Source organism: Streptomyces panacea, from assembly GCF_040560175.1.
GTDB classification, from domain to species: Bacteria; Actinomycetota; Actinomycetes; order Streptomycetales; family Streptomycetaceae; genus Streptomyces; species Streptomyces panacea.
Genome location: NZ_JARJHW010000119.1, coordinates 1 through 22,504 on the forward strand (window position 1 = coordinate 1; position 22,504 = coordinate 22,504).

30 protein-coding genes and 2 pseudogenes are annotated in these 22,504 nt (G+C 69.9%); all 32 read right to left on the bottom strand.

Annotated elements, in window-relative coordinates; genetic code table 11:
* Positions 1-186 (bottom strand): annotated as a pseudogene (locus P3L51_RS24465) (N-acetylmuramoyl-L-alanine amidase); the annotation flags it as partial.
* 2 nt (positions 187-188) lie between these two features.
* On the bottom strand, positions 189-383 hold the full coding sequence (locus tag P3L51_RS24470) for a hypothetical protein (RefSeq protein WP_354607431.1): 195 nt from the start codon (positions 381-383) through the stop codon (positions 189-191).
* 63 nt (positions 384-446) lie between these two features.
* A complete protein-coding gene (locus P3L51_RS24475) occupies positions 447-827 on the bottom strand; it encodes a hypothetical protein (protein WP_354607432.1) in 381 nt (126 codons plus the stop codon).
* 92 nt (positions 828-919) lie between these two features.
* Positions 920-1,417 (bottom strand): hypothetical protein, encoded by a 498-nt coding sequence (locus P3L51_RS24480; RefSeq protein ID WP_354607433.1) that lies wholly within the window; start codon positions 1,415-1,417, stop codon positions 920-922.
* Positions 1,414-1,827 (bottom strand): hypothetical protein, encoded by a 414-nt coding sequence (locus P3L51_RS24485; protein ID WP_354607434.1) that lies wholly within the window; start codon positions 1,825-1,827, stop codon positions 1,414-1,416. The genes P3L51_RS24480 and P3L51_RS24485 overlap by 4 nt, the downstream gene beginning before the upstream one ends.
* Positions 1,828-1,838: 11 nt before the next feature.
* Positions 1,839-4,172, bottom strand: a complete 2,334-nt coding sequence (locus tag P3L51_RS24490; RefSeq protein ID WP_354607435.1) for a carbohydrate binding domain-containing protein — start codon at positions 4,170-4,172, stop codon at positions 1,839-1,841.
* Entirely contained in the window at positions 4,172-6,877 is a 2,706-nt protein-coding gene (locus tag P3L51_RS24495) for a hypothetical protein (protein WP_354607436.1), read from the bottom strand. The genes P3L51_RS24490 and P3L51_RS24495 overlap by 1 nt, the downstream gene beginning before the upstream one ends.
* A gap of 175 nt (positions 6,878-7,052) precedes the next feature.
* Positions 7,053-7,499: a hypothetical protein gene (locus tag P3L51_RS24500; RefSeq protein WP_354607437.1), complete on the bottom strand. Its 447-nt coding sequence runs from the start codon at positions 7,497-7,499 to the stop codon at positions 7,053-7,055.
* 8 nt (positions 7,500-7,507) lie between these two features.
* On the bottom strand, positions 7,508-8,020 hold the full coding sequence (locus P3L51_RS24505) for a hypothetical protein (RefSeq protein ID WP_354607438.1): 513 nt from the start codon (positions 8,018-8,020) through the stop codon (positions 7,508-7,510).
* A 10-nt stretch (positions 8,021-8,030) separates the two neighbouring features.
* Positions 8,031-9,017 (bottom strand): phage tail tube protein, encoded by a 987-nt coding sequence (locus tag P3L51_RS24510; protein WP_354607439.1) that lies wholly within the window; start codon positions 9,015-9,017, stop codon positions 8,031-8,033.
* Between the two features lie 3 nt (positions 9,018-9,020).
* A complete protein-coding gene (locus tag P3L51_RS24515; RefSeq protein WP_354607440.1) occupies positions 9,021-9,230 on the bottom strand; it encodes a hypothetical protein in 210 nt (69 codons plus the stop codon).
* Between the two features lie 20 nt (positions 9,231-9,250).
* Complete coding sequence (locus P3L51_RS24520; RefSeq protein WP_354607441.1) at positions 9,251-9,724, bottom strand: hypothetical protein; 474 nt, start codon at positions 9,722-9,724, stop codon at positions 9,251-9,253.
* Positions 9,725-10,543 carry a hypothetical protein gene (locus tag P3L51_RS24525; RefSeq protein WP_354607442.1) on the bottom strand — a complete coding sequence of 273 codons (819 nt, stop codon included), beginning with the start codon at positions 10,541-10,543 and terminating at the stop codon, positions 9,725-9,727.
* Between the two features lie 11 nt (positions 10,544-10,554).
* Entirely contained in the window at positions 10,555-11,010 is a 456-nt protein-coding gene (locus tag P3L51_RS24530) for a hypothetical protein (RefSeq protein WP_354607443.1), read from the bottom strand.
* Positions 11,010-11,414 carry a hypothetical protein gene (locus tag P3L51_RS24535; RefSeq protein ID WP_354607444.1) on the bottom strand — a complete coding sequence of 135 codons (405 nt, stop codon included), beginning with the start codon at positions 11,412-11,414 and terminating at the stop codon, positions 11,010-11,012. Before P3L51_RS24535 ends, P3L51_RS24530 begins: the two co-directional genes overlap by 1 nt.
* A gap of 62 nt (positions 11,415-11,476) precedes the next feature.
* Positions 11,477-12,736 carry a phage major capsid protein gene (locus tag P3L51_RS24540; RefSeq protein ID WP_354607445.1) on the bottom strand — a complete coding sequence of 420 codons (1,260 nt, stop codon included), beginning with the start codon at positions 12,734-12,736 and terminating at the stop codon, positions 11,477-11,479.
* 69 nt (positions 12,737-12,805) lie between these two features.
* Positions 12,806-13,579 (bottom strand): HK97 family phage prohead protease, encoded by a 774-nt coding sequence (locus P3L51_RS24545; RefSeq protein ID WP_354607446.1) that lies wholly within the window; start codon positions 13,577-13,579, stop codon positions 12,806-12,808.
* On the bottom strand, positions 13,554-14,879 hold the full coding sequence (locus P3L51_RS24550) for a phage portal protein (RefSeq protein ID WP_354607447.1): 1,326 nt from the start codon (positions 14,877-14,879) through the stop codon (positions 13,554-13,556). The genes P3L51_RS24545 and P3L51_RS24550 overlap by 26 nt, the downstream gene beginning before the upstream one ends.
* Positions 14,876-15,037 (bottom strand): hypothetical protein, encoded by a 162-nt coding sequence (locus P3L51_RS24555; RefSeq protein WP_354607448.1) that lies wholly within the window; start codon positions 15,035-15,037, stop codon positions 14,876-14,878. Before P3L51_RS24555 ends, P3L51_RS24550 begins: the two co-directional genes overlap by 4 nt.
* Positions 15,037-16,656 (bottom strand): terminase large subunit domain-containing protein, encoded by a 1,620-nt coding sequence (locus tag P3L51_RS24560; protein WP_354607449.1) that lies wholly within the window; start codon positions 16,654-16,656, stop codon positions 15,037-15,039. Before P3L51_RS24560 ends, P3L51_RS24555 begins: the two co-directional genes overlap by 1 nt.
* The gene (locus P3L51_RS24565) at positions 16,619-16,909 is read right to left on the bottom strand and encodes a hypothetical protein (RefSeq protein WP_354607450.1); all 291 of its coding nucleotides are present in this window, start codon (positions 16,907-16,909) and stop codon (positions 16,619-16,621) included. Before P3L51_RS24565 ends, P3L51_RS24560 begins: the two co-directional genes overlap by 38 nt.
* A 279-nt stretch (positions 16,910-17,188) precedes the next feature.
* On the bottom strand, positions 17,189-17,617 hold the full coding sequence (locus P3L51_RS24570) for an AAA family ATPase (protein ID WP_354607451.1): 429 nt from the start codon (positions 17,615-17,617) through the stop codon (positions 17,189-17,191).
* Between the two features lie 18 nt (positions 17,618-17,635).
* A complete protein-coding gene (locus P3L51_RS24575; RefSeq protein ID WP_354607452.1) occupies positions 17,636-17,857 on the bottom strand; it encodes a hypothetical protein in 222 nt (73 codons plus the stop codon).
* Between the two features lie 2 nt (positions 17,858-17,859).
* Positions 17,860-18,054, bottom strand: coding sequence for a hypothetical protein (locus tag P3L51_RS24580; RefSeq protein ID WP_354607453.1), 195 nt, complete (start codon positions 18,052-18,054; stop codon positions 17,860-17,862).
* Positions 18,055-18,253: 199 nt separating this feature from the next.
* Entirely contained in the window at positions 18,254-18,535 is a 282-nt protein-coding gene (locus P3L51_RS24585; RefSeq protein WP_354607454.1) for an HNH endonuclease, read from the bottom strand.
* A gap of 15 nt (positions 18,536-18,550) precedes the next feature.
* Complete coding sequence (locus P3L51_RS24590; RefSeq protein ID WP_354607455.1) at positions 18,551-18,802, bottom strand: hypothetical protein; 252 nt, start codon at positions 18,800-18,802, stop codon at positions 18,551-18,553.
* An 80-nt stretch (positions 18,803-18,882) separates the two neighbouring features.
* Positions 18,883-19,134: a MerR family transcriptional regulator gene (locus P3L51_RS24595; RefSeq protein ID WP_354607456.1), complete on the bottom strand. Its 252-nt coding sequence runs from the start codon at positions 19,132-19,134 to the stop codon at positions 18,883-18,885.
* A 141-nt stretch (positions 19,135-19,275) separates the two neighbouring features.
* Entirely contained in the window at positions 19,276-20,526 is a 1,251-nt protein-coding gene (locus P3L51_RS24600; protein ID WP_354607457.1) for a helix-turn-helix domain-containing protein, read from the bottom strand.
* Positions 20,527-20,584: 58 nt separating this feature from the next.
* Positions 20,585-21,010, bottom strand: a complete 426-nt coding sequence (locus P3L51_RS24605) for a hypothetical protein (protein WP_354607458.1) — start codon at positions 21,008-21,010, stop codon at positions 20,585-20,587.
* A 111-nt stretch (positions 21,011-21,121) separates the two neighbouring features.
* Positions 21,122-21,586, bottom strand: coding sequence for a hypothetical protein (locus P3L51_RS24610; RefSeq protein WP_354607459.1), 465 nt, complete (start codon positions 21,584-21,586; stop codon positions 21,122-21,124).
* Positions 21,587-21,600: 14 nt separating this feature from the next.
* Positions 21,601-22,125 carry a hypothetical protein gene (locus P3L51_RS24615; protein ID WP_354607460.1) on the bottom strand — a complete coding sequence of 175 codons (525 nt, stop codon included), beginning with the start codon at positions 22,123-22,125 and terminating at the stop codon, positions 21,601-21,603.
* Positions 22,122-22,504 (bottom strand): annotated as a pseudogene (locus P3L51_RS24620) (hypothetical protein); the annotation flags it as partial. The gene P3L51_RS24615 and the pseudogene P3L51_RS24620, both read right to left, overlap by 4 nt.

The window sequence follows — 22,504 nt, forward strand, 5'->3', positions numbered from 1 at the left end:
ACGGCAGATGCGGACGGTGGTCTCGGTGCCCTTGGTGACCGTGTGGTGCATCATCACGCCGTGGACCGGGCCCCAGGGGCCGACCTTGTTGCGGTTGTGCGTACGCCAGTCGCCGACTTCGACGACGGTCAGACCCTCGTCCTTCAGCGCGCGCAGGAACCGCGCCGCGGACATGGCTGTGGCCATGGTCAACTCCCGTCTCTGGTGCGGGTGGTGGCCGCTCGGGCGACGGCGGCCGCGGCCGCCGTCCACGCGGCCCGGATCGGCTCGGTGAGCTCGGCCCACTCCGGCATCGGATGGCCGAGGAGGTTGCGGTGGTCGACGCTCTCGCCGTACGCCGCATACGCGACCTGGGCGAGCTCGTCGGTGTCGAGCTGTGCCATGCGTGCCTCCTGGCATGAGAGAGGCCCCGGCCTGGTGGCTCGGGGCCCGGAATACGGGGCGGGTTACGGCGCGGGCGGGAGTTCCATGAACCCTTTCACCCAGAGATTGCCGGTCGCCGCGACCACGGTTGCCGGGGAGAGCGGGGTCGTCGACGTGCCCTTGTACAGGTAGATGCGGGAGGCGGCGAGACCGACGGACTCACCGCAGCGGTAGGCGCGAGCCGTGAGGTACTCGTCCGGTTTGACCTGCACGCTCAAGACCTTGGCGGCGGTGTCCGCGTGTGTCAGCTCCAGCCGGTCCGGGTGGGTGATCACGCCGGTGATGCCAGAGGGGCTGTGCCCGGCATCGTTGAGGATCTTCCATCCGTCGCCGGAGTTGCGGAGGACACAGGCCAGGAGCGCGAGACGCGCCCCCGCCTCGGTGACCAGAACATGGTGCGACATACGGGCAGGCCCCTTCGTAGGCGTGTGGAACGCGGACAGCGGTGCAGCAACAGCCGCACCAGCCACGGCGGTGAGAACACGGCGGCGGTCCATCAGGTCGCGGACTGGTACGTCAGTGAAGCGCGCAGGATCATCCCGATCGCGTGGACCTCGGGGTCGTTGCGACCCATGTTCGTCCCCCGCGTGTTCGTGGCGCTGGACGGGAACGTGCAGTTGAACGTCGTCCCGCCGCTGGCCAAGGACGTCTGCCCGATCCAGGTGTCGGCTCCGGTGAGGCGCGAGGTGCCGAGGTACGGGACCGTTGCCGATGCCGCGGTGAACGGGACGCTGAAGGCATAGATGCCCGCACCGAAGCCCGTACCCGACGCGGTCGTCAGGAGCACGGAGACATCGACCCGGCGGCCGACCTTGAGGTACCGGCCGGTGATGATGCTCGTGCCGAGAATCGGGTTCGTCGTGGACGCGGTCCACGCCGGGGTGTACGTCGGCCAGGCGGCGAACATCGAGTTGAACTGGTCGCGGACCTCGGTGTTCATCATGGCCTCGGACACGGTTTCACCGGCGACCCAGGTGCGGGGTGAGAACGTCACGGCTCCACCACCTCGGGCTGCGGGGCGTCCGGATTACCGGGGTCGTCCGGGTGCCACCAGTTCCGCAGGTTCGGCGGCTCGCCCATCACCGACGCCTCGACGGCCTCGACGTCGTCGGGGAAGATCAGCGCGCACCAGCCCCAGCCGCACGCGGTACAGCCGTACCGGGGGTCGGTGGGGCTGACGATCGCTGCGGATCCGCAGATGCAGTCGGTCAGCCACCGGTTGTGGTTGATGCGGGCGTAGTACGTCTGCTCGACGGTGCCGGTCGGGGGGAACAGGCGGCGGCCGGTGCGGTACTCCATGTACTTGAACACCAGCTCGGCGGCCGGGAGATGTGCCCAGGCGTCGGCGGGCAGGCGCGGGGGCGGGGTGTAGAACGTTTCCGCCCGCACAACAGGGATCGGCACGGTGGGCCCTTTCAGTAGGCGAGGCGGGTGGTGGAGCCGAGGACGCTGTAGACGGAGTCGCCGAGGATCCACACGGAGTCGTTCGCCGAGCGCGAGGTGTGGAACTTGATCAGGTGCGACGACTGCTTGATCGTCTCCGTGTAGCCCTCGATCGTGACCCGCTGCTCGGATGAGTCCGACTCGGCCGGCAGGTCGGTGACCGTGAAGTACTCGCTGATCTCGCCGTCGAGGATGTCCGCGTAGTTCGGCATCGTGTACGCCTCGACGGGGATCTCCCGCAGCTCGGGCGGCGGGTCCGCGTACCGGCTCACGATCCAGTTCGCGGCGGCGGCCACGGCGGCGTCGCTGGTCTTCAGCAGGGTCATCTCGCCGGGGTCATACGGCCCGTACCGGTCGATTGACGGCTGGCTGATGATGCGCTGCCGCGCCCCGCCCGGCCGTTGGGCGACCACGGTGTTCGTGAGTTTCTGGTCGTCGTCGGTCAGCTCGACGTCGTCGGTCTCCAGATCGGCGTAGGAGATCGTGAAGACCTCTTCGGCGGGGCTCGGGTTGTAGCGGACATCGCGGGACTGGTACGCCATGCCGATCCAGTCGCGTTCGGCGTACAGGCGGCCGGCCTCGGACTTCTCGACGGCGCGCATCATGGCGAGCGCCGTGGCCCCGCCCTCACCCTGCGACGCGACGGGGTCGTGGACGCTGCCGAGGATCGTGACCGAAGCGACCTTGCCGTAGCGGGCGATGCGCTGGATGCGGGCGTCCGCGTCCTCTCCGGCGAAGCCGGTTGCCCCGGCCGTGTAGTGGTCGAGCAGGTCCGGGCCGCGCGGACCACCCGAGGTGGTGTAGAGGGCGACGCCGCCAACCGAACCCGACCACAGCCGGGTTGACCGGAACGCGCCGACCGCGAGTTTCCGCAGATCGAACATGGTGCCGGGGAAACCGAGGCTCTTGCTGACGCCGTCGATCCACAGACCGCTGCTCCACTCGTCGTACACGAAGTGGTGCATGGCGCCGTCGGCCAGGTTCCCGGACCCGGAGGTCAGGACGGTCAGCGGCCCGGGGCCGTCGATGGTGGACTCCACCTGGAAGATTCCGCCGGCCGAGAGGCTGAAGCACAGTTGGTACTGGAGGTCCACGGACTCCAGACCGAGGATCACCCGGCCGCCGGTTGTCGTGCTGAACCAGCCCTCGACCGTGTTGTACCGGGCCGCGCTCAGGCGCTCGTACTCGTCGCCCAGGTCCGCGAAGAGGAACTTCCCGACCGTCGCGGACGTGGGGGTGAACTGCGGGTAGGACTCGCGCGTGGCCGCCGGTGCCGCGCCGGAGCCGAAGTCGAGCGTGCCGCCGGTGCCGCCGATCTGCACCACCGACAGGGCCCCGGTGACGATGCCGGACAGGTCGCCCGCGCTCGTCGACCCGGAGTCCTCCGTCAGCGGGTAGTACGCGATCGGCCCGTTCTCCAAGACCTCCTCGTCCAGGGCGCTGCGGAGCTGCGGCTGGCGGGACAGCGGGGCCATCAGGTCCGAGCAGGTGATCCGGGCCGTCGCGTACAGGCCCTTCCACTTCACTGGCCAGTCGTTGACCGCACCCCAGAAACGGTGGTGGATACGGATCGGCACCGGGTCGAACGCGCTCGCCACGGCCCCGGCTTCCACCTGCACCGAGTCCACCCACACCTGCTGCCCTGCCGCGGGCGTCCCGGTCGGGCTGATCCGCAGTTGCTGGTCGGGCGCGGTAGCGGCCCACGTCACGGTGATCCGCTGCCAGGCGTCGGTGACGGTCGACAGAGCACCTAGCTGGATGTCGGTCCCCGCCTCGTCGGCCGCCTTGAGCCGGATGGCCTGGGCGCCGGCCGGAACCCATACCCAGGCGCTGGCCGTGTACGTGGCGCCGGCGGTCAGGTACTCCAAGGGGGTGCGTACCGACTGGGACGAGACGGCGGTCCAGCTGATGCGCATGCTGGCCGCCCCGTCGTGGGCCCGGACGACGGACTGGATGATGGTCTGCGACCCGGACGGCGACCAGTACTCGGTGCCCACCTCGAAGGTCGGATTGGGCACCCAGTTCTTCTCGCCGGTTTGCACCCGCACCCGGATCGGGGTGCCCTTCCTGACGTTCGGGTAGTACGGCGACGACGACAGCCCCGGAGAGAACGCCCCGTCGCTGTTGTCCAGCAGCATCGAGTACGTCCCGACCTGCGTATCCGCCAGCTCGTCCGCCGCACCCCGCGACCCGGTGATCCCCACCTCCTTCACGTCGACCCGGGAGGTGATGTCCGTCCACACCATGTCGGTGACCGGCGTGAACAGGGTGCTGCCGAACGCGACCTCAACGGATACGAGCGTCATCAGCCCACCCCCAAGTTGACGTTGATGCCCTGCGTCCGCTTCAAGTTGAGGAGCACCTGCTGAAGCTGCCGCCCCACCGCCACCGGGTCGAGGGCACCCTCGACCTTGATGTTGATGTTCGTCACGCTCTGCCCCGCCCCACCCCCGGAGGACACCGGGCGGCCCGCTGACGTCGAGGTCGGGACAGGCTTCGCCCGGCCAACCTTGCCGTTACGGATCGCGTCGAAGAACCCGACCCCGAGCTGGCTGACCCGGTCCGCCGGGATGACGTACTCCCCGTTGGACAGCCGGGCCAGGATGCTGTCCGATGTGCCCGTGCCAGGGCCGCGCACCGGGCCGCCGGCTGGGAAGCCGACCGGGCCGCCCGTCGCGAAGCCGCCGATCGACTTGGCGAAGTCCGACGCACTGGAGTGGGAAGACCGGTACTGGACCGTGATGCTGACGGTCTTGCCCTTGACGCCGGCAATCGCCGACTTCGCCGAAGCGATCTTCCGTTGCAGGTCGGAGATCTCACCCTTCAGCTTCGCCGTCTTCGACGAAGGCGCGTTATTCAGGCGCGCCTTCGCGTCGGCCAGCTTCGCCTTCAGATCCTCCAGGTTGCCCTTCAGCCGCGCGGTCTTGTCCGGCGTCTTCAGGATCTGACCTGCGAGCTTGACCGCCTCACCGCGGGTAAGGCCCATCGCCATCGCCGATGCGATCAGCTTCGCCCGGCCCCGGTCGTACACCGCGTTCGCCGCTGCCCACGACCCCGTGCTCTGGCGGGTCGACGCGGCGGCCTCATCGGTTTTCGCCGCCAGGTCGTTCAGCGCGGTCGCCGCAGCCTGCGACTTCGGGCTGTTGAGGTCGAGCTGCCCGCCGACCATCTTCAGCGCGCCAGCGTTCTCCTTCGCCGCTTTTGCCGCGCTGTCGATCGCCGCCTCGAACCCGATCATCCCGCCGAGGCCCTGACGCTGCACCTCATTCAGCGCGATGATGCTCTGCCGCAGCCCGTCCGTGGACGCCTTCGCCTCAGCCAGCTTCCGTTGGGCCGCCTGCGCCTGAGCGCCGAAGAGGCCCATGCTCTGCGCGGCGAGTTGCTCCTCCAGCGCCGCTGTAGCGAGGGCCGCCTCGTAGTCCCCCAGCTCGGCCTTCAGCTCGCGCGCGCTGAGGCCCTTCTTCTTCATCGCCGCGGCGACCTTGTCGAACGCGGCGCGGGCCTGGTCCGCGTTGCCGGACTGGACCATCGACGCGAGAGCCTTGTCGATCCCGTCAAGATCCTTCTTGGCTTCCTTGACCGGGGTGGAGTCCATGCCGATGAGCTGCGTCGCCCACTGCTGGATACCCGCCGCGTTCGACGGGCGGGCCAGCTCGCGCAGGGAGTCGGCGAGCCCGCCGAGATCCCTGCCGTAGACGCGCGCCGCCTCGCCGGACACCTTGCCCGTCGTAGCGAGCTTCCCCAGAGACGTGGTGATGCGGTCGACGTCCGGCGGGGCCTTCTGCCCCATCTGCATCAGCGACCCGAGCGCCACCACCAGCAGCCCGATACCCGTACCGATCAGCGCCAGCTTCGCCGTCTTCGACAGCGTGCCGAACATCGCCGTCAGCGTGGCCATACGGCCCGTCGCCCCGGCCGCCGCCGTCTGCATCGCGACCAGCGACGCACCGAACCCGGCCACCGCCGTACGAGCCGCAGCCAGACCAAGCGCCGCCAAGCGCACAAGCTTGATCGCAATGGCGAGCTGGAACATCAGAGCAATCGCGCCCGGCGGCACCGCACTGACGAGCCTGGCCAGGATGTTGACCACCTGGAGCATGCCCACGCCGACCTCAGACCCCGCCTGCAACAGGTGGAACAACGCCTCACCGATCGCGAGCAGAGTCGACTTCACCACCGGGCCCTGAGCCGCGGCGTAGTCCATGAACTCGGCCGCGTTGGAGCCGACCTCAACATCCGACCCGGCCAGCGCCAGCAGCCCGTCATTCACCTTGCGGAGCGTGCCGACAGCGAAGCCCTCGAACTTGGCTGCCGCCCGGTCGAACCCGGGCGTCGACATCGCGCCGCCCGCGATCGTCATCATCCGGTCCAGCTCAGTCGACGTGCCCTTGACCAGGCCCGTCGTCGTCGGCAGCAACGCGCCGAAGATCGCCAAGCCCTTGTTGACCGGGCCCATCGTGTCCCCAGCGAGACTGTCCGACCAGTCCTTGTACTCGTCCTTCAGGACCGACATCCCGGCCGCCGCGAGCCGCGTTGCCGGGGGCAGCTTCGCCATCGCCGCCGAGTACTTGATCTGCGCGGCCACAGCCTGCTGAGACGTACGGCCCGACTCCTCGACCGCGTCCTTGTACGCCTTCTCGGCCTCGGCCGCCTCGCCCATCGCAGCGATCTGCGGGCCAAGCGCCGCACCGTACACACCGATCGCCACCGCTGCGGCGCCCGCCCCAGCAGCGATCGGCGCCAGCGACGCTGCCGCCGGAATCGCCGCCGGTGCCAGGGAGATGAGAGACGCCTTCAGGGCCTCGGCGGCTTTCGCCCCGGAGGTGGTGTCCGACCGGAACGCGGCCATGCGCGCGGTCGTCGTACGCCCGAGCCGGCGCATCGCCGTGTCCGACTGGATCGCTGCGATGGTGAGCCGCCGGCCCATGCGGGTGGCGGCGTCCCCGATGTCGTCCATGGTGTCGGACGCCAGGTCACGGGCTGCGAGAACGAAGGTCATCGCGCTGGCCACGGTCACTCACCTCCGGACTGTGCTTTCAGGTGGGCGTCCATCCAGGCGATGAGCGTGTAGAAGTCCTCTACGAGTTGCTCGTCGACCACCGACGGCGGCATGTTGCAGAGGTTCGCGAACAGCCCGAGGTACTCCAGCCGGACAGTGGTGATGTCCGGGTTGGGCTCGGGGCCTTCTACTCCGGCAGGTCCACCGGGGCCGGGTCTTTTCCCTCGGCCGTCAGCTCGGCGATCGTGGCGCGGGCGTGCTCCGGGTCGGCTGCCGCGTCGGGCAGCTCGCGCAGGATGTGCGCGATCTGCTCCATCGTCACGTCCGGCTCCGACGCCCGGACCGCGACGGCGTTCCGCACGTAGTCCACGATTTCCCGCTTGTCGAAGCGAGTCGACATGTCGTCCACACCGGGGTCGAAGTCCTTGAACCGCAGCGTCGGATTGTGGCGCTTCTTCAGCACCCACACGATCCCGCGCATGGAGTCGAGGTCTTCCTCGCCGAGGCCCTGCTTGATCTCGCCCCACGTCTTGTCGATGGTCCGGGACACGATCGACGCCTCGGACACCAGGAGGTCCCGCTGGTCGTACTGCTCCGGCTCGCCGCCGCCTGCCGGGGTGTAGACGATGATCACTGTTGCTCCTATTCGAGACGGCGGCGCACGTCGTCCAGGACGCGCGCGACCTCGGCCTGCATGCGGGGTTGGTGGGAGCGCACGGTCTTGTCCCACCACAGGGGCGTTGCGGTCTGCGTGACCCACCGGCGCCGGTTGCCGTACACGGGGTGCCTGATCCGCCCGGTGTTGATGACCTGCGGCATGTTCCGCATCTCGGGCGGCAGAGAGTTCCGGTCGATCCACACGCGGGCGCCCGGTGTCTGCCCGGTCCGGACGCTGATCCGGATCGCCCCGGCGATCGTCGCCCGCAGTGGGCGCGACGTCGGCGAGCTGCCACCGCGCGACCCGGACCTCCGGCCAGGGGAGTTGATCTGAAGGGACCGGATGTTCTGCTGGAGATCGTTCTTCAGCGGTTCGGCCGCCCGGCGGGTACGCCGCTGCATGCTGGCCCGGATGTTCTCGTGGCCGGCCGCCCGGAGACGGCGTTGCAGTTCGAGGAGTTGGCCGGTGCCGAGGATCTGAAAGCTGGAGGCGACCACCGGCCACCCCTCAGAGTGTGATGTCGGTGGACATGTACTCCAGCGCGATGGGGTTCGTGCCGTCGTACAGCCCGGTGAAGTTGAACTTGGGCTTGATCACGTCGAAGCCCTCGACGACAGGCGGTGAGTCGTCCAGCCGGATCGCGGGGATCTTGAACGTGACGCGCTCGTAGTGCGTCAGCGCGATCAGCGGCCCCGTGAAGTCCCACACGAGCGACGTCGCGGCGTCCGAGGTGTGCAGGTCGTCAAGGGTGGTGGCGACGTAGTCCGTCTCCAGCGTCCCGCTCACCTTGACCTGGTCGTTGGAGATGGGCTCCTTCTTCAGCCCGGACTGCCCCGCGTAAAAGCGCTCCGTCTCCTGCGGGCGCTCGATCTTCAGGCTGACTTTCCGGATGCCGTCCAGCGCCGTCTCCGTGCCGTACGACCCGGTCTTCACCGACATCTGCCCGAAGTGGAACGGGCTCATGGCCGGGTAGTTGGCGACGGACAGGGTCTGCGTCTCGTCACAGTCTTTGCTGTCGATCTCGAAGCTGGCCGTCAGCATGCCGCCGACCTCACACGAGAACTCCGCCGACACGACCTTGCACCCGAGGAACGTCTTATCCGTCACAGCGCCCGTCGTCAGCGGCACACCCTTCTGGACGGTCAGGCTCTTGCCCGCCGTGTCCACGAGCAGGTGCGTCTGGAGATACGCCGCCGTCGCCGCCTGCTGCACCGGCGTCACCGTCGTCCCCATCAGCGACTGGAACAACACGCCCATCGCCTTGTTCGTGACCTCCATCTCGATCGACCCCGCCGCCTGCCGCTGCGTCACCACGCGCCGCGACGACAGCGCGACCAGACGACCAGCCGCGATCCCCGCGGACTGCGCGGTCGTCTTCTGGAGCGCGAGGCTCTCCTTCGTGAACTCGATGAACTTCGTCGGCAGGACAGCGGTCCCGTACGACACCTCGGCCGCGATACCGATCTGAGCACCAAGCCCGGAACCGATCGCCACAGCTCAGCCCTCCTTCGCCGCGGACTTACCCGCGACCCTCATCACCGGCGCCCGCTCGGGCTTCGGCTCCTCAACGGACTCCCACGTCTCCGGCTGGCAGACGTAGCCCTCGTACCGGTCGTCCGGCACCTCGACCATTTCGTCCGGCTGCACAGCCCTGCCCAGCTCCGGCACGGTGACCGGCTCCGGGCCGATGTAGCGCACACGCGCCATGGCTTCCTCCTGGTGGTGGGTCAGAGACGGGCGCGACAGGTCACGGTGAACGCGATGCCGACGCGGATGCCCTGGTCGGTGTTGAACTGCTGGAGCTGGCCCCGGGTGAGATGGGCCCACTGGACCGCGCCACCGAGGGTGGGCGCGGTCGTATTCGTGCCGCTCGCGCGGATCGCGGTCTCGATCACGCCGAGGAGTTCGAACGCTCGCGCGCGCCGGGGCTGGACGTCGCCGTCGCCGCTCCACGACTCGATCCAGCCGGTGACGTTGAAGTCCTCGTCCCTGGTCCGGGCTCCGGCGTAGGCGAAGTCCTGGGTGAGGTCGGCCCCTGGTTCGTCCCCGGGGTTCCACCCGATGGCGACGATGTCCTGGTCGGACATGTCCCCGACCGGCGGGCCGTCGATGATGAGGACCTGGTCCACGGCGAGTGCGGGGGCGGCGCGGCAGATCGACAGCAGTGCGTCGATCGCGCCGGGTACGGCTGAGGTCTTCATCTACGCGATCCCTGGGGGCAGTTGCTTCGGGCTGAGGAGTTGCATGGCGCGGTTGGGGATCGCGTAGCCCAGGCCCGGGATGGGCTCGGTGACGTCGAAGTCGCCGGTTCCGGGCTGCGGTCGTCCGGGTCCCTGCTGGGTGCGCCACAGATGTTGAAGGATGATCTTTCCGGCGGAGGCGATGTCGCTGGTGACGATGCGCCGCCCGGCCTGGTAGACGACGTCGAGCGGCCCGTGGAAGTCGCCGCCGTCCTTGCGCCTGACGATGCCGGTGTCTCCGTCGAGGTCCAGACCGTCGACGTCGTACGTGCCGGCGCCGGACAGAACCGGGACGACGGCCGTCAGTTCCAGCGCCGGGACCTTACGCAGCGCCAGGACACCGGCCACCTTGACCGAGTGACGCTCCGTTACCGTACGGACAGTGACGGGACCGACGAACCACTCCACGGCCTCGGTAGTGGTCTCCACCCAGGTGCGGACCTCGTCGTCCTGGTCGTGCCGCGTCAGCTTGAGATGGCTGCGCGCCTCGGCCAGCGAGTAGATCGCGGTCGACTGCGCCGGCCGTACGTCCATCACATCGGTGTACGCGTCGGACGGACCGGTGAACACCCAGCGCACGGTGTGCCGCCCGCTGGCGGTGGTGACGTAGTCGGCCTGGTAGCGACCGCTGCCGTCCGGCTCCTCGATGGCGGCCGCCGTGCTGGTCGTCCCGTCGGGAAGGCCGATCGTCACGACGGCGGTCGCCGCGGTGGTGAGGGTGCCGCCCGGGTCGCGGCACTCAGCAGTCAGGCGCGCGGTTGCGCCGAAGTCGAACGGCACCGGTCACCACCTCACTGGTCGCGGGTCTCAAGGGCTCCGTCGCCGCGGCCGCCGCCGCGCGAGGTGTCGGCCGCCACCTCGGACGGACCGGTGGCCGCGTGCTCGGCGTCGCGTGCGTGAGCACGCTCCAGGACGCGGTCCTTCTGCTTGCTGATACCGGCGCGGTTCTCGCCGGCTTCCTCCAGCTCGTACACGCGCAGGGCCTCGCTCTCGCCCACGGTGTCCAGGTACGCCAGGACGTCGGGGATGGTGTGGGCGCTCGGGTCGAACGGCTCTTGGTCGTTGCCGTCCGGCGCCGGCGGCGGCGCGCTGCCGCCGGGCGGGGGCGGGGGCGGGGGTTCGGCGTACTCGGCCCGTACGCCGTCGGCCCACTTGGCGGCCTCGGTCTCGTCCAGGTCGACCAGCTCGCCCGGACGCCAGGAGAACCCGAGCCCGCCGATCGCGGTGAGGATGCGGATACGGGCCATCAGTTGCGCACCACCGGGGCAATGCGCGGGTCGGACAGGATGACGAGCGCACCGGCGACTCCGCCTGTCGTGGCGCCCGCCACGGTGCTGACGACGCGCAGGTACCGCTTCCGGCCGGTGTACCGGATCTCGTACAGCTTGTTGTCGTCGGCGGCGGCGATGGCGGGCTCAGCGCCCACCAGGTAGGCGTCCGCGACCGCGGCGAAGGTGGTGTTGTCGTCGGAGTCCTGGACCTCGATCGTGTGCGTCCCGTCGGTGATGACACCGGCCGTGACGACGACGAGCGCGTCCTGGAACATCGAGCCGTCCTCGTTGCGGTCGATGCCCGTACCGGTGGCCGTCGCGGTGCGCGCGGCCGGTACGAGCGACGCCTTGACCAGGACGCTGTTGTAGATGTCCTTCATCGGGCTGTGCCCCTTTCAGGGTTGGCCCTGGGCGGCACCGCCGTGCCGCCCAGGAGAGGGGGTCAGGACGCGGGGTGCTTGTAGCCCTTGATCGCCGAGTAGTCGTCGATCATCCCGTCGAGACGGGCGAAGGACAGGAAGCCGACCTGGAGCTTCTCGGCGTAGCGCTCGGTCAGGCGCATGGTCTGCACGGCGAGGACCTGGCGCACGATGTAGCCGGCGGCGATGTCCCCGAAGACGATGCTGACGTTGTTGGCGCCGGGGCCCGGCATGCTGTTGTCGACCGTGTACGGCTGGCCGTTGATCGTGGCTGCGAAGCCGGGGGCCGGAACGGGCACCCACAGCGGGCGGCCGTCGCCGTCCTTGAGCTTGCGCAGGGTGGAGAGCGTCGTGTCGTTGTAGACGAACCGGCAGCGTCCGGCGTCCCGGTAGGCCGGGTCGACGGAGTGCTCCAGGTCGATCAGGTCGTCGTACGTGACCGAGGTGACCTGGCCGGCGCCGCCTGTCTTGCCGATGCCGATACCCACCGTGATGCCCTGCGGCTCGTCCACGCCGCTGCCGGTGGTGAACGAGCGCGCCGCCCGCCGTCCGATGCGCTCGCCCAGCTTCCTCGGCAGCCAGGCGTCCAGGTCGAACGCGGAGTCCTGGATCAGCGCCAGGGACGCCTTCACCATGCGGCTGGAGTAGATGTGAGCCTTGAGCTTGCGCTGCCCGACGGTGACGTCCCGCTCGCCGACCTCTTCGTTCTCGCCGAGGATCTCGCCCTCGTTGCCGGTGTCGTCGTTCGTCGGCCACATCAGGTCGTTGCCGGTGGCCGTGTTGATCGGCGTGGCCAGGCCGAGGATCCCGCCGTACGCGCGCATGGTCTCGGTCATCGTGCCGAGGAACCCGTCGGGGACCAGGTAGCCGCCGAGGGTGTCGATGCCGGCGGCCTGCGCGCGGGTGTCGGACAGCTCGCTGTAGCTGCGCTCCAGGAGAGAGCGCTGGTCGTCGGTCAGGCGGCGCATGCCGCTGCGGAGGTAGCGGCCGAACGCGTCGGCGTAGCGGGCCTGTTCGGCGTCCTGGCCACCGGCCTCACGGTCCTCGGGGCCGCCGGTGGTGATGACGGCGCCGGAGCGGTCGACGGTGTCCAGGGCGGCCATGCGGTTGATGCGCTCGATGTCGTTGGAGGCGCGGGTGAGGTCGGCCTCGGCGGCGTCCCAGTTGGTCCGCTCCTCCTCGGTCATCTCGCGGCCCTCGCGCTCGGCCTCTTCGCGGATCTCGTTCATCCGGGACCAGTTGCGGTTCTGTGTCTCGATGGCTCGGTCGAGCAGGTTGGGCATGGCGTCTGTGTCCTTTCACGGCACGCCTGACAGCCCCGGGGACTCCGGGGCTGGCATGGGTCGGGTGGGTCAGCGCGGCAGCCCGTAGCGGGCGGCCAGCGCTCTCATGCGCAGATCTACGTCCAGGGACCGGGGCTGAGTGGACACGGCCGGCTCAGCGGGTTCCTGTGTGACGCGAGTGGACTCACCCGGCTCGCGCGAGATGTGCACCATGTCGAGCAGCTCGGGCCGGAACTCGGCGCGGGCTTCGACGGCGGCGAGGTCGCCGCGGTGGTCCAGGGCACGGGCCACGGCCTTGAGTTCGGCCTCGGTCTCCGTGTAGGCGGGGAACGTGACCGCGGAGACCTCAACGAGGCGGAGTTCGCGGATGATGCGGACGTCGACCTGGACCGGGTCGGCGCCCTCGATCTCCAGCTGCTCCTGGTTCCATTCGTCCTTGATGACGTAGAACCCGAAGCTCATGCCGGTGACGTTCTTGTTGCGGATGTTGGCCTTGAGGTCCGAGACGTAGGACAGGCCAGCGTCGAGGGCGCTGTCGACGGCCAGGCCCCGGTCGTCCTCGGCCAGGAGCAGGGTCCCTGCGGACATCCGACTGACGACGTAGTAGGAGTCGTGGTCGATGAGGAACCGCGCGTCGCACTCCGTCAGCGTCTTGGTGCACGCTCCCGACGCGACCTCCTCGTAGAAGCCCCAGCGCAGCGGATTGCCGATCGCCGTCCGCGAGTTGTACACCACGGCGTGCCCGCTGAACCGCTCGGCCCCGCCCTCGGCACGGATCACGACGTCGGCCGCCGACAGCGGCAGGCGCCGGCGCTCCTCAGTCCCGATCAGGGTCACGTTCATCGTCGCCTCCTGTGTCAGCAGCGGGGGTTGGGTTCAGCAGGCGGTGCGCCTCGGCCTGGTGCCACGCGGCCTTGACCTCGGGCGGGGCCTCGTCGGGGGCCAGCGGGTTGGAGCCGAGCGGAGCCATGTACGTGGGCTGGAGATAGACGTCGCCCGCAGTACCGGGGATCGGCGGCAAGTCCTCCAACTCCCGGATGTCGTTGGCGGACATCACACCGGTGTCGCGCATCGCCCGGTAGAACGTCGCCCGCGCGCTGGAGTCGCCGCGCAGCAGACCGGCCACCTGGTACTTCGCGTACTCGGTCTTGCCGAGCAGCTCCTTGGTGATGCGCTGCTCGGTCGGCGCCAGCCAGGTAGGGGCGAGGTCGAACTTCACCCAGCCGGTGGCCTGCTGCTCCAGCCCTGTACCCCACGACGTGCTCTTGGAGGTCTCCATCAGGAGGAACAGCGGGACGCCGAACATGCGTGCGATCTCCGTGTTCTGGAACTCGCGAGACTCCAGGAACTGCGCGTCCGTGTTGGGCATCGCCACCGGCGCGAATGACGCACCCGAGTCGAGAACGGCCACCTCGTGCGAGTTGGCGACGCCGGACATCTTCGCCCGCCACCGCTCCTTCAGCGCGTTGGCCTGGTCCGGGTTGAGCCGCTGCTCGGTCTGGAGCACGCCCCCGATCATGTTGCCGGAGCCGAACAGCCTCGCGGCGCCCTTCTCCGCCGCTTGTGCGAGACCGATTCCCTGCGACGCGAGCCTCACCGGGGACACCCCGGTCAGCCCGTCGTACCCCAGGCCGGGGATGTGCAGGATGTCGCGGGGGGTGAGCCGGTGCGTCACGCCCCAGTCGTCGGTGGCCCAGAACCATTTGCCCGTCGGGTTGCCCTCGGTCGGGCGCTCGCGGTCGACCTGGACCCTGTTGGCCGAGATGGGCCACAGCTCCTTCACCTGCCCGGAGGGAGCTCGCATCTTCTGCAAGTACGCGTTGCCCCACAGCACCCGGTACAGGTACGCCAAGCGCCAGACCTCCAGCGGCGTCAGTTCCGGGTGCGGGTCCTCCAGCAGCGCGTTCACTGTCCGTGTCCGGGTGCCGGTCTTGAACGTGGGCAGCGGCAGCGCCGAGGACACCCCGGCGATGACGGTCACGGAGCGCCACACCGCCGGCATGCGGAGCGCGGTCTGCTCGCTGACGGCCACGCCGGCGTCGGTCGCGGCCCCGCCCAGCCAGTTCAGCAAAGCCGTATCGGTGAGCGGGGTGCCCGGGTCCTCCAGGCCCCGCCGGTCGAACAGGCCGAACAGTCCCTTCACTCGGCCGTCTCCTTCTGCTTCGGCGGCGCGGCCTCGGCCTGGCGCCGCTCCACGGCGACGACCCCGAGCACGCCTGCCGCGATCAGCGCGGCCGGGAGCGACAACATCGCCACCCCGGCGAGCGCGGCCAGGACGAAAAGGATCTCCAGCACGGTCATCACCACAGGTTCGGTGCCCCTTCCGGTACGACGTCCTTGCGCTCTGCGTGCGCCCAGGCGGCGTTCGTGACGGCCACCAGCGGGCTGATGTCGACCGACGCGCCGCGCCTGGCCCAGGTCTTACCGTCGCCCACCGGCCGGGTATCGGCCCCGGCGAGCGCGGTAGCGAGCGGGGCTTGTCCCAGGTGCACCGCGCGCTGCTCCTCGATGAGGTCGATGTACAGGCCGTACGCGTTGGCGACGTCGCGCGTCTTGGCCTCGATGAGCAGCTCCTCGTAGTACGCGTCGCCTGTCTCTTCCAGCTTCGCGGCCAGCCGCTTCTTCACCGCGGGGATCAGCGTGGCCGGCGGGCCGAAGGTGTCGATGACGATCGCGCAGGGGCGCCATTTCTCCACCAGATCCATCAGCCGGTCTGTCACCCATCCGGTGCCGGGCCGGTGGTCGATGACCTCCAGGTGGGTCACCTCGCCGGCCTCGGTGCTCTGACCGTTGTGGCCGGCCGCGCCGATCGCCGCGTGCGACCGCTCGGGGGTCACGTCGACCCCGAACGCCACCGGGTCCTTCATGCCCGAGGAGGTGTCGGTCAGCGCCTCCCAGGTCTCCTTGTCGATGACCTTCCAGGCGTCGTCCACGGCCACCGGGTAGGTGCCGACACCGAGCCGTTCACGGTCGAACAAGTCCGGGCGCATGGTCGCGAACTCGCGCCAGATGTGGGCCTCACGGATACGGATGCCCATAGCGGGGTTGGCCCTGGCGAAGCTGCGCGGGTCGTCGCGGTCGTCGTGGTCCCGGCAGATGATCCGCTCGCGCTCATCGCGCGGGCACTCCTTGACGTGCGGGTCGATCCCGTACCCCAGGTAGACCAGGCTCTGGTCCGGCTCCTCGGTCTCGGCGAGGGCCCGCGCGCGCAGCGTGCCCAGCTGCTCGGACTCCTCGCCCATGCCGGCGCTGCCGGTGTAGATGAGCTGCGGGTTGTAGCGGGCTGACATGGTCGGCAGCAGGGCGCCCATCGGCGCGGCCCGCAGCATCATCCCCTCATCCATGATCACCGTATCGCCACTGAAGCCGCGCCCGCTGCTCTCGGAGCGGGCCAGGAAGCTGATGCGGGCGCCGTTGAAGAACTTGAACCCTTCCTGGCCATGGCTCCTGGAGACGTGCTTCACGCGCCTGCTGAGGTCGTCGTAGCTACCCAGGATCTCGTCCAGCCGCATGAAGGACTCGGCGGCCGTCTTGAACTGGTGCGCGGTGTGGATGATCAGCTTGTCGCCGAACAGCAGCACGCCGCCCAGCTGTCTCCACTCCAGAAAGCCGCCCTTGCCGTTCTGCCGCGCGAGCTCCAGCACCACTTCGAACGCGGCCCAGCGGCCGGCGTCGTCCTCGGCCAGGGAGTGGTGGAAGCTCAGTTGCTGCCACGGGTCGAGGGTCGTGCCGTACGACTGGGCCAGTTCGATGCACTCCGTGCCAGCCGGGGAGCGGAAGGCGAGCGCCTCCTGGTCCTCCATGCCGTCCCACCGGCCGGTCTCGACGCGCCGGTAGTGGGGCGTGGAGATGATCCGGGGCGTCTGACAGCCCCGCAGGGACTCAGGCTCCCCGGGCCTGACGGCGAGCGTTGAGCTCATCGATCTTGTCCCCCCGCTCCTTGACGGGAGCCAGAGCCCGTACAACGCCCATCGCCTGCCGCAACTCGCGTGCTGCGGGGGTGCTTTCGCGGGCGTCGCGGGCCGAGTCGAGTTCCTTCGCCAGCCGGAGAGCGGCGGCGGCCGCCGCGTTGGCCGCCGGGTCGACGCCGAGCTGTTCGAGCTCGGCCTTGGTCGCCTTGGCGACGGCCCCGGCCCGGAGCTTGCGGGGCGGTGACGCATCGTTACCAAACATGACATCACCCTCCGTCGCGGACGAGTCGGCACAAAAAGTGACAGAAAGTAGCGGCCCGTCAGGGCTTGACAGGCGCATGCGCGCGTGGGAGAGATGCGCCGCTAATTCCGAACTGCGTGGATCCTGGGATTAGCGATCGGCGCCGGGGAGAGAGGCGGGAGACAAGGGCGTTTGGGTCGCCCGCCTTGACTCCGAACTTCGGACCCACTCTCCCCGTCGAGTGAGCAACAGCCGCTCGCCGGTGACCGCTTCAGCTTGATTCGATCTTGATCGGTTCGATCACCAGGCGCGGGACGCCTGTGGTGTCACTGGGCGTGAACCGCCTCGTCGGTGCTCCTGGTACCAGCGTGTGACCACCCGTTCCATGCCGGGCTGCCTCATGTCCCGCACGCGCTGGCGTACGACGTCCTCGCCCGGGTCGACTACGTGGATCTGTGCACCGAGCCGTCGGTAGCGCGCGCGTGCCTTGGCCTGCGGCATGGTGTGGATCAGGTACACGTCCACCTGGTCGACCAGCTGCTCGGCCTGGTACAGCGCGGCCGTGCGTGCCCGGTGAGCCACCTTCAGCAGCGCATCGGTGTGCGCGTGGTGGTCAGCACCCGGGGCGGCCAGCGCCAGGGCGATCAGGTCCAGGTCGATGACGATGTCCCCCGGGCCGGCATGAGCGCGGATCCAGCTGCTCTTGCCCGCACCAGGCGGACCGGTCACCACATGCAGCACAGCGCGTCACCCCATGTGGCGGGCGACGATCTCTGTGACCGTGCCCTGCCCTGCGAGGACGGCGGCGATGAGGGTTGCGATGTCGTCAACGTCGGCGGCCCAGACGTTGCCCTCTTGGGCTTCGTCGGGTGCAGCACCGTCGCGGCGCCCCCAGATGCGCCCGACGGGGTGGCCGGGGGCAATGTTGCGCAGGGTGTCGGCGATGCGCTCACGGTCCGTCTGCGCCATGGTCACTGCCTCCGTTCGCGGCAGCGCTGGTTGCCGCAGTCGATCAGGTCTGGGTTGGCGTGCGCCTCGGTGAAGGAGGGGGCGTTCGCCTCGTGCTCGGTCACGGCGTTGGGGCTGATGCCCGTGTCGGCTTCGAGCTGAGCGATACGGCGGGCTGACGGAGCGTCGTGGGTGGGGCAGTGGCCGCGCCCGAACATGGTCACCATCTCCGTGGGTGCGGTGCGGGGCGTCCGATGCAGGTGGCGTTGTGGCGGCCGAGGCGGCACGCGATGCGGCGAGGTGCGACGTAGGCGCACTCACGCGGCTCGGCGAGGGCGAAGCGTAGCCAGTACTCGACCGCGCTGCGGCACTCGTAGCGGGGCCGGTACAGGCGGGAGTGGCACAGGTTGCACATGGTCACCACCTCCGGGATGTCGTGACGGGTGCGGTGGTGAGCCGGTTGCCGCGGGCGCTGTTGCAGCGGCGGTGCGCGCTGCGGGCGTTGGCGGGGTCGAGCAGGTTGCCGCCGCGGCTGAGCGGTACGAGGTGGTCGAGGGTGAAGGCGTCGCGGTGCTTGCCGGCTTCGGGGCCGACGATGTCGTATCGGATGTTGTGGCCGCACAGCCAGCAGGGCAGCCCGAGGGCGCGCTGCGTGGCGCAGAGGCGGCGGTAGCGGCGCCCGTTGCGTATGCCGGCCACGGGCGCCTCCGCTGTCTACAGGTCGCCGAGGACTTCGCGTCGGGCGGCGTCGGCTTTGCGGTTGAGGCGGTTGGTCATGGTGACGGCGGCGATGGTGGAGAGGACCCCGAGGACCACGAGCAGGGCCTGCGTGACGACGCTGACGACGGCGATGTCTGCGGTGGCGTTGGTGACCATGAGCCAGAGGATCCCGCCGCAGAGCCAGGCGAACCAGATCTTGAACTTTTCGACGCGCACGGCGCTCTGTATCTCGCTGTAGCTGGCCATAGTCCCCCCAAGGACGGGCGTGATGAGGGGGACATCATGGCGGATGTCGGGTGGCCGTACGCGGTGAATGGCGGAGGTCTTCAGCCTGCTTTGGCGCTGATCCCGGCGAGGCGCAGGGCGCGGGCGCGGGTGGCGAGTTCGGCCCGAGCGATGTTGGCGAGGGAGTACAGGGGGCGTCCGCGCTCGTCCAGGCCGGAGCGTTTCAGGTAGCCGCGGGTGACCCAGTTGCAGACGGCCTGCCGGCTAACGGCGGCGGCGTCCGCGGACAGCTGGCGGCGCCATCCGGTGGCCATGGCCGCGGCCTCGGTGCCGGAGTAGAGAGGCGTGTGCACGGGCCACCCCCTGCCGGGCATGCGTCAGCCCCCGCCAGGGACGTGACGGGGGCTGGCATACGTGTGCTGCTGGCACCATGTTCACGCTAAGTGCTGATCTTGTCCAGCGACATGCCGAACGTACGTGCGACGGGCTGGGTTTCAGGCGGCGTCGTCGGGCTCCGGCTGGACGCGCAGTCGCAGGGCTGGCGGGGCGGGGTCGATGTCTCGGGTGATCGCGGTGGGCGCCGGGTGCGCCACTGTCGCGGGTGTCTCATCGCTGGTGCGCTGGTGTCTCATGGCGGCGCCCGCGATGAGCGCGTCGGAGTAGTAGTCGGCGAACTGCTGGCGCTCGTGGGTCAGCTGCGCTGCGTGCTTCCGCAGTTCTGCGGCCCAGTCGTGCGCCACCTGGTCGGACACCATCGTGTACGGGACGCGGGCCGCCACGACTTCGGCGACCGCGGTGGCGAGCTGTCGCATGGCGGCGCCGGCGCGCGCGGCCTTCGCGGCGTGGGTGGCGCGCGTCGACCCGACGGGGTGTCTCACCGGTGGCGCGGGTGTCGCAGTCGGTGTCTCAGGGGTGGCGGGTTCCTGTCGCGCCTCGTCCGTTCTGTCGCGCGGGTTGTCGCGCGACAGGTGCTCCAGGTCGCGGGCGACGGTGTCCTTGCCGATGCCGAGCTCGGTGGCGATGGCGCGCAGGCTCTTGTTCTCCTGCGACAGGCGCAGGACGGCGGCGCGGCGGGCGGTGAGCTTGTCGGTGTCGGCGGGCATCTCGGTGTCTCCGGGGGCTGGGTGGGCGGTGAGGATGGTCTGGGCGTGGGCGGTGTACTGCTCGGGGGTGAGGTGGTGTCCGCAGACGTCGCAGCTGATGCCGAACTGGCCGTCGATCTGGACGAGGGCGTACCCCCGGCAGTTGGGGCAGGGGGCGGCCTGGCGGTGGCGGTGCGGGACGGCGTGGGTGAGGTCGTAGACGCGGGCCATGAGGGTGTCGAGCTGCTGGTAGAGGTCACGCACCCAGGTGTGTTCGGCGGCGTAGGGGAGGTAGGCGGCGAGCCAGTGACACCACCCGGCGACGTCGGCGCCACGGGTGGAGTGCGCGCCGACGCACGGGCCGTTGTGCTGGGTTCCGTGGTCGTCTCGCCACGCGGCCTGGTGCTGGTAGGCGATGTAGCCGGCCCAGCCCGCGAGCAGGGGGCCGATCGGTACGGGGCCGGTCGTGTCGCCGTACGGATCGGCGGGCGGGGTCGGCCACCCGGGGCCGAGCAGGTTCAGCACGGACAGGTTGACCGGGATGGGTGCGGTGGCGCTTCCGCCGACGCGTCCTTGCGCCGGGCGGCCCTCCAGGGTGAGCGCGTGGCGCAGGTGGCTCATCTGGCGCGGCAGCTCGGTGAGCCACTGGGCGATCTGTCGCACGCAGCCGTCGCAGGCGTGTGCGCCATCGGGCGCCGCGCGGGGGCAGATGGCGCAGGCGCTACTCACGGTCGGTCTCGGGCGGTGTGGCGGACGCGGTGGTGGCGTGCCGCTCGATGAGGTCGGGGATGGACGGCTGCCCCGTGCGGCGCTGGCGGCGGCCCTGGCCCATGAAGGTGTCGGCGAGCTTGTCGAACTGGGCGGTGACACGGTCGACGCTCGCGGCCATGGCCTTCTCGGTCGCGTGGCCGAGAGCATCCACCTGCTTCTTGACCTCGGCCTTGAACAGGTCGTCGGTGAGGAGCGGGATCAGCTCGCGGGCCTCACCGATCTCGCGGCGGAGGTCCTTCAGCGTGCCGTGGGCCTCGCGCAGCTCTGCGCTCATCTCCTCGCGGGTGCGGGTCAGTTGCTCTTGGAGGTCGTTGATGCGTGCTTGCTGGTCGAGGAGGGTCTGGGCGATGCGGGGGTGGTCGGCGTAGTCGGCCATCGGGTCTCCGTACGGTCGGCGCCGGTCATGTGTACCGGCGGGTAAGGGCGTTGGGGGGCCCGCGCGCGCCTGCGGTTATCGCGCGCGCGTTCGCAGGCGCGTGCGCGAGGGTCAGGGGCGGGTGACGGTGAGGCGGTGGCGGCCGCCGTGGTCCTGCTGTTCGTGCTGGACGTTGTAGCCGTCCGCCTGGAGGGTCTTGGTGTAGGCGGTGATCTGCTGCTCCTCGCCGGGGCCGTCGTGGAAGACGTGAACGATCCGGGGGCCCGCCTGGGCGGTGCGGTATCCGGGGTCCCAGTCGCCGCCGTCGAACTCGCTGGACGAGTGCCCGTCGGCGCCCAGGACGTCGTCGACGGTGCGGGCTTTCAGGCGCTGTGTCATGCGTCGGGGCTCTTTCGGGGTCGGGAGGTCGGGCCACTGGATGTGGGCGCCGGGGTAGCTGGTGAGGAGGTCGTCGGCCGTGGGGGCGACGGTGGCGGCGCCGAAGTCCTCGTCCTCGATCAGGACGGCGCGACCGGAGGGGAGGACAACGCCGGGGATCGTGTCGCCGCGGTGGTGGAACAGGAAGGCCGTGGGCATGGCGGTGGCGTGCCTCATGCGTCGGCCCGGGTGAGGTCGCGCAGCTCGGTGGCGGCGCGGTGGAGGCCGGGGGCATCGGGTCCCTCGGTGTTGTTCTCCCACATGGCGATGAGGTAGCGGGCCTGGCGGGTGGTCCGTTCCAGTTCGCTGGTGGCGGTGCCGAGTCGGCGTATGAGATCGCTCTGGTACTGGTAGGCGGTTTCCAGCTCGGCGTCGCGGACGGTGAGTGCGGAGGCGGCGAGGCATTCGGTGCCCTCGGCCGTGGCGGGGTCGACGTCGGCGGCGGCCTGGCGGTGGAGCTCGCCCGCGATGGCGGATCGGTAGAGGGTGTGGAGGGCGGTGGCATCGGTGGTGCGGTACCCGCCGGGTGCCGGGGATGTGCGGCGGGCGGTGGACTGTTCGGCGTAGAGGATGCCGCTGGCGCCGGCGAGGACGAGGCCTGCGAGCCACCAGCCGGTCGCCGCGGCGGCGGTGGCTGCGGCGATGAGGGCGGCGGCGGGGAGGTACGCGGCCGCGCGGCGGAAGGTGCGGGTGTTCATCGGTTCTCCGTACGGGTGCAGTGGGTCGGGTCGTGTTCGGCGTTGTTGGTGAGCCACGCGTTGAGGCAGCAGCTGTCGTGCAGCTGCTGCCAGGCGATGACCAACTCGTCATTGAGGGCACCGGCGTGGCCGGCGGGCGTGATGTCGTCGGCGGTGACAGCGGCGGCGAACTGGTGCTTGGCGAGCTGTCGGCGCGCGGCGGCGAGCTCGTGTTCGCGCATGCGGCCCTCGGCGAGGAGCGCGGTCAGGACGGTGGCGGCGATGGCCTGGGGCCAGAGCGCGGCGGCGGCGTGCTGGATCGCGGTGAGGCCGAGCAGGAATGCGCCTGCGGTGTGGGCGGTCTGGAGGGCGCGGGCGGGGCGGGGCACGGCGCGGTCCT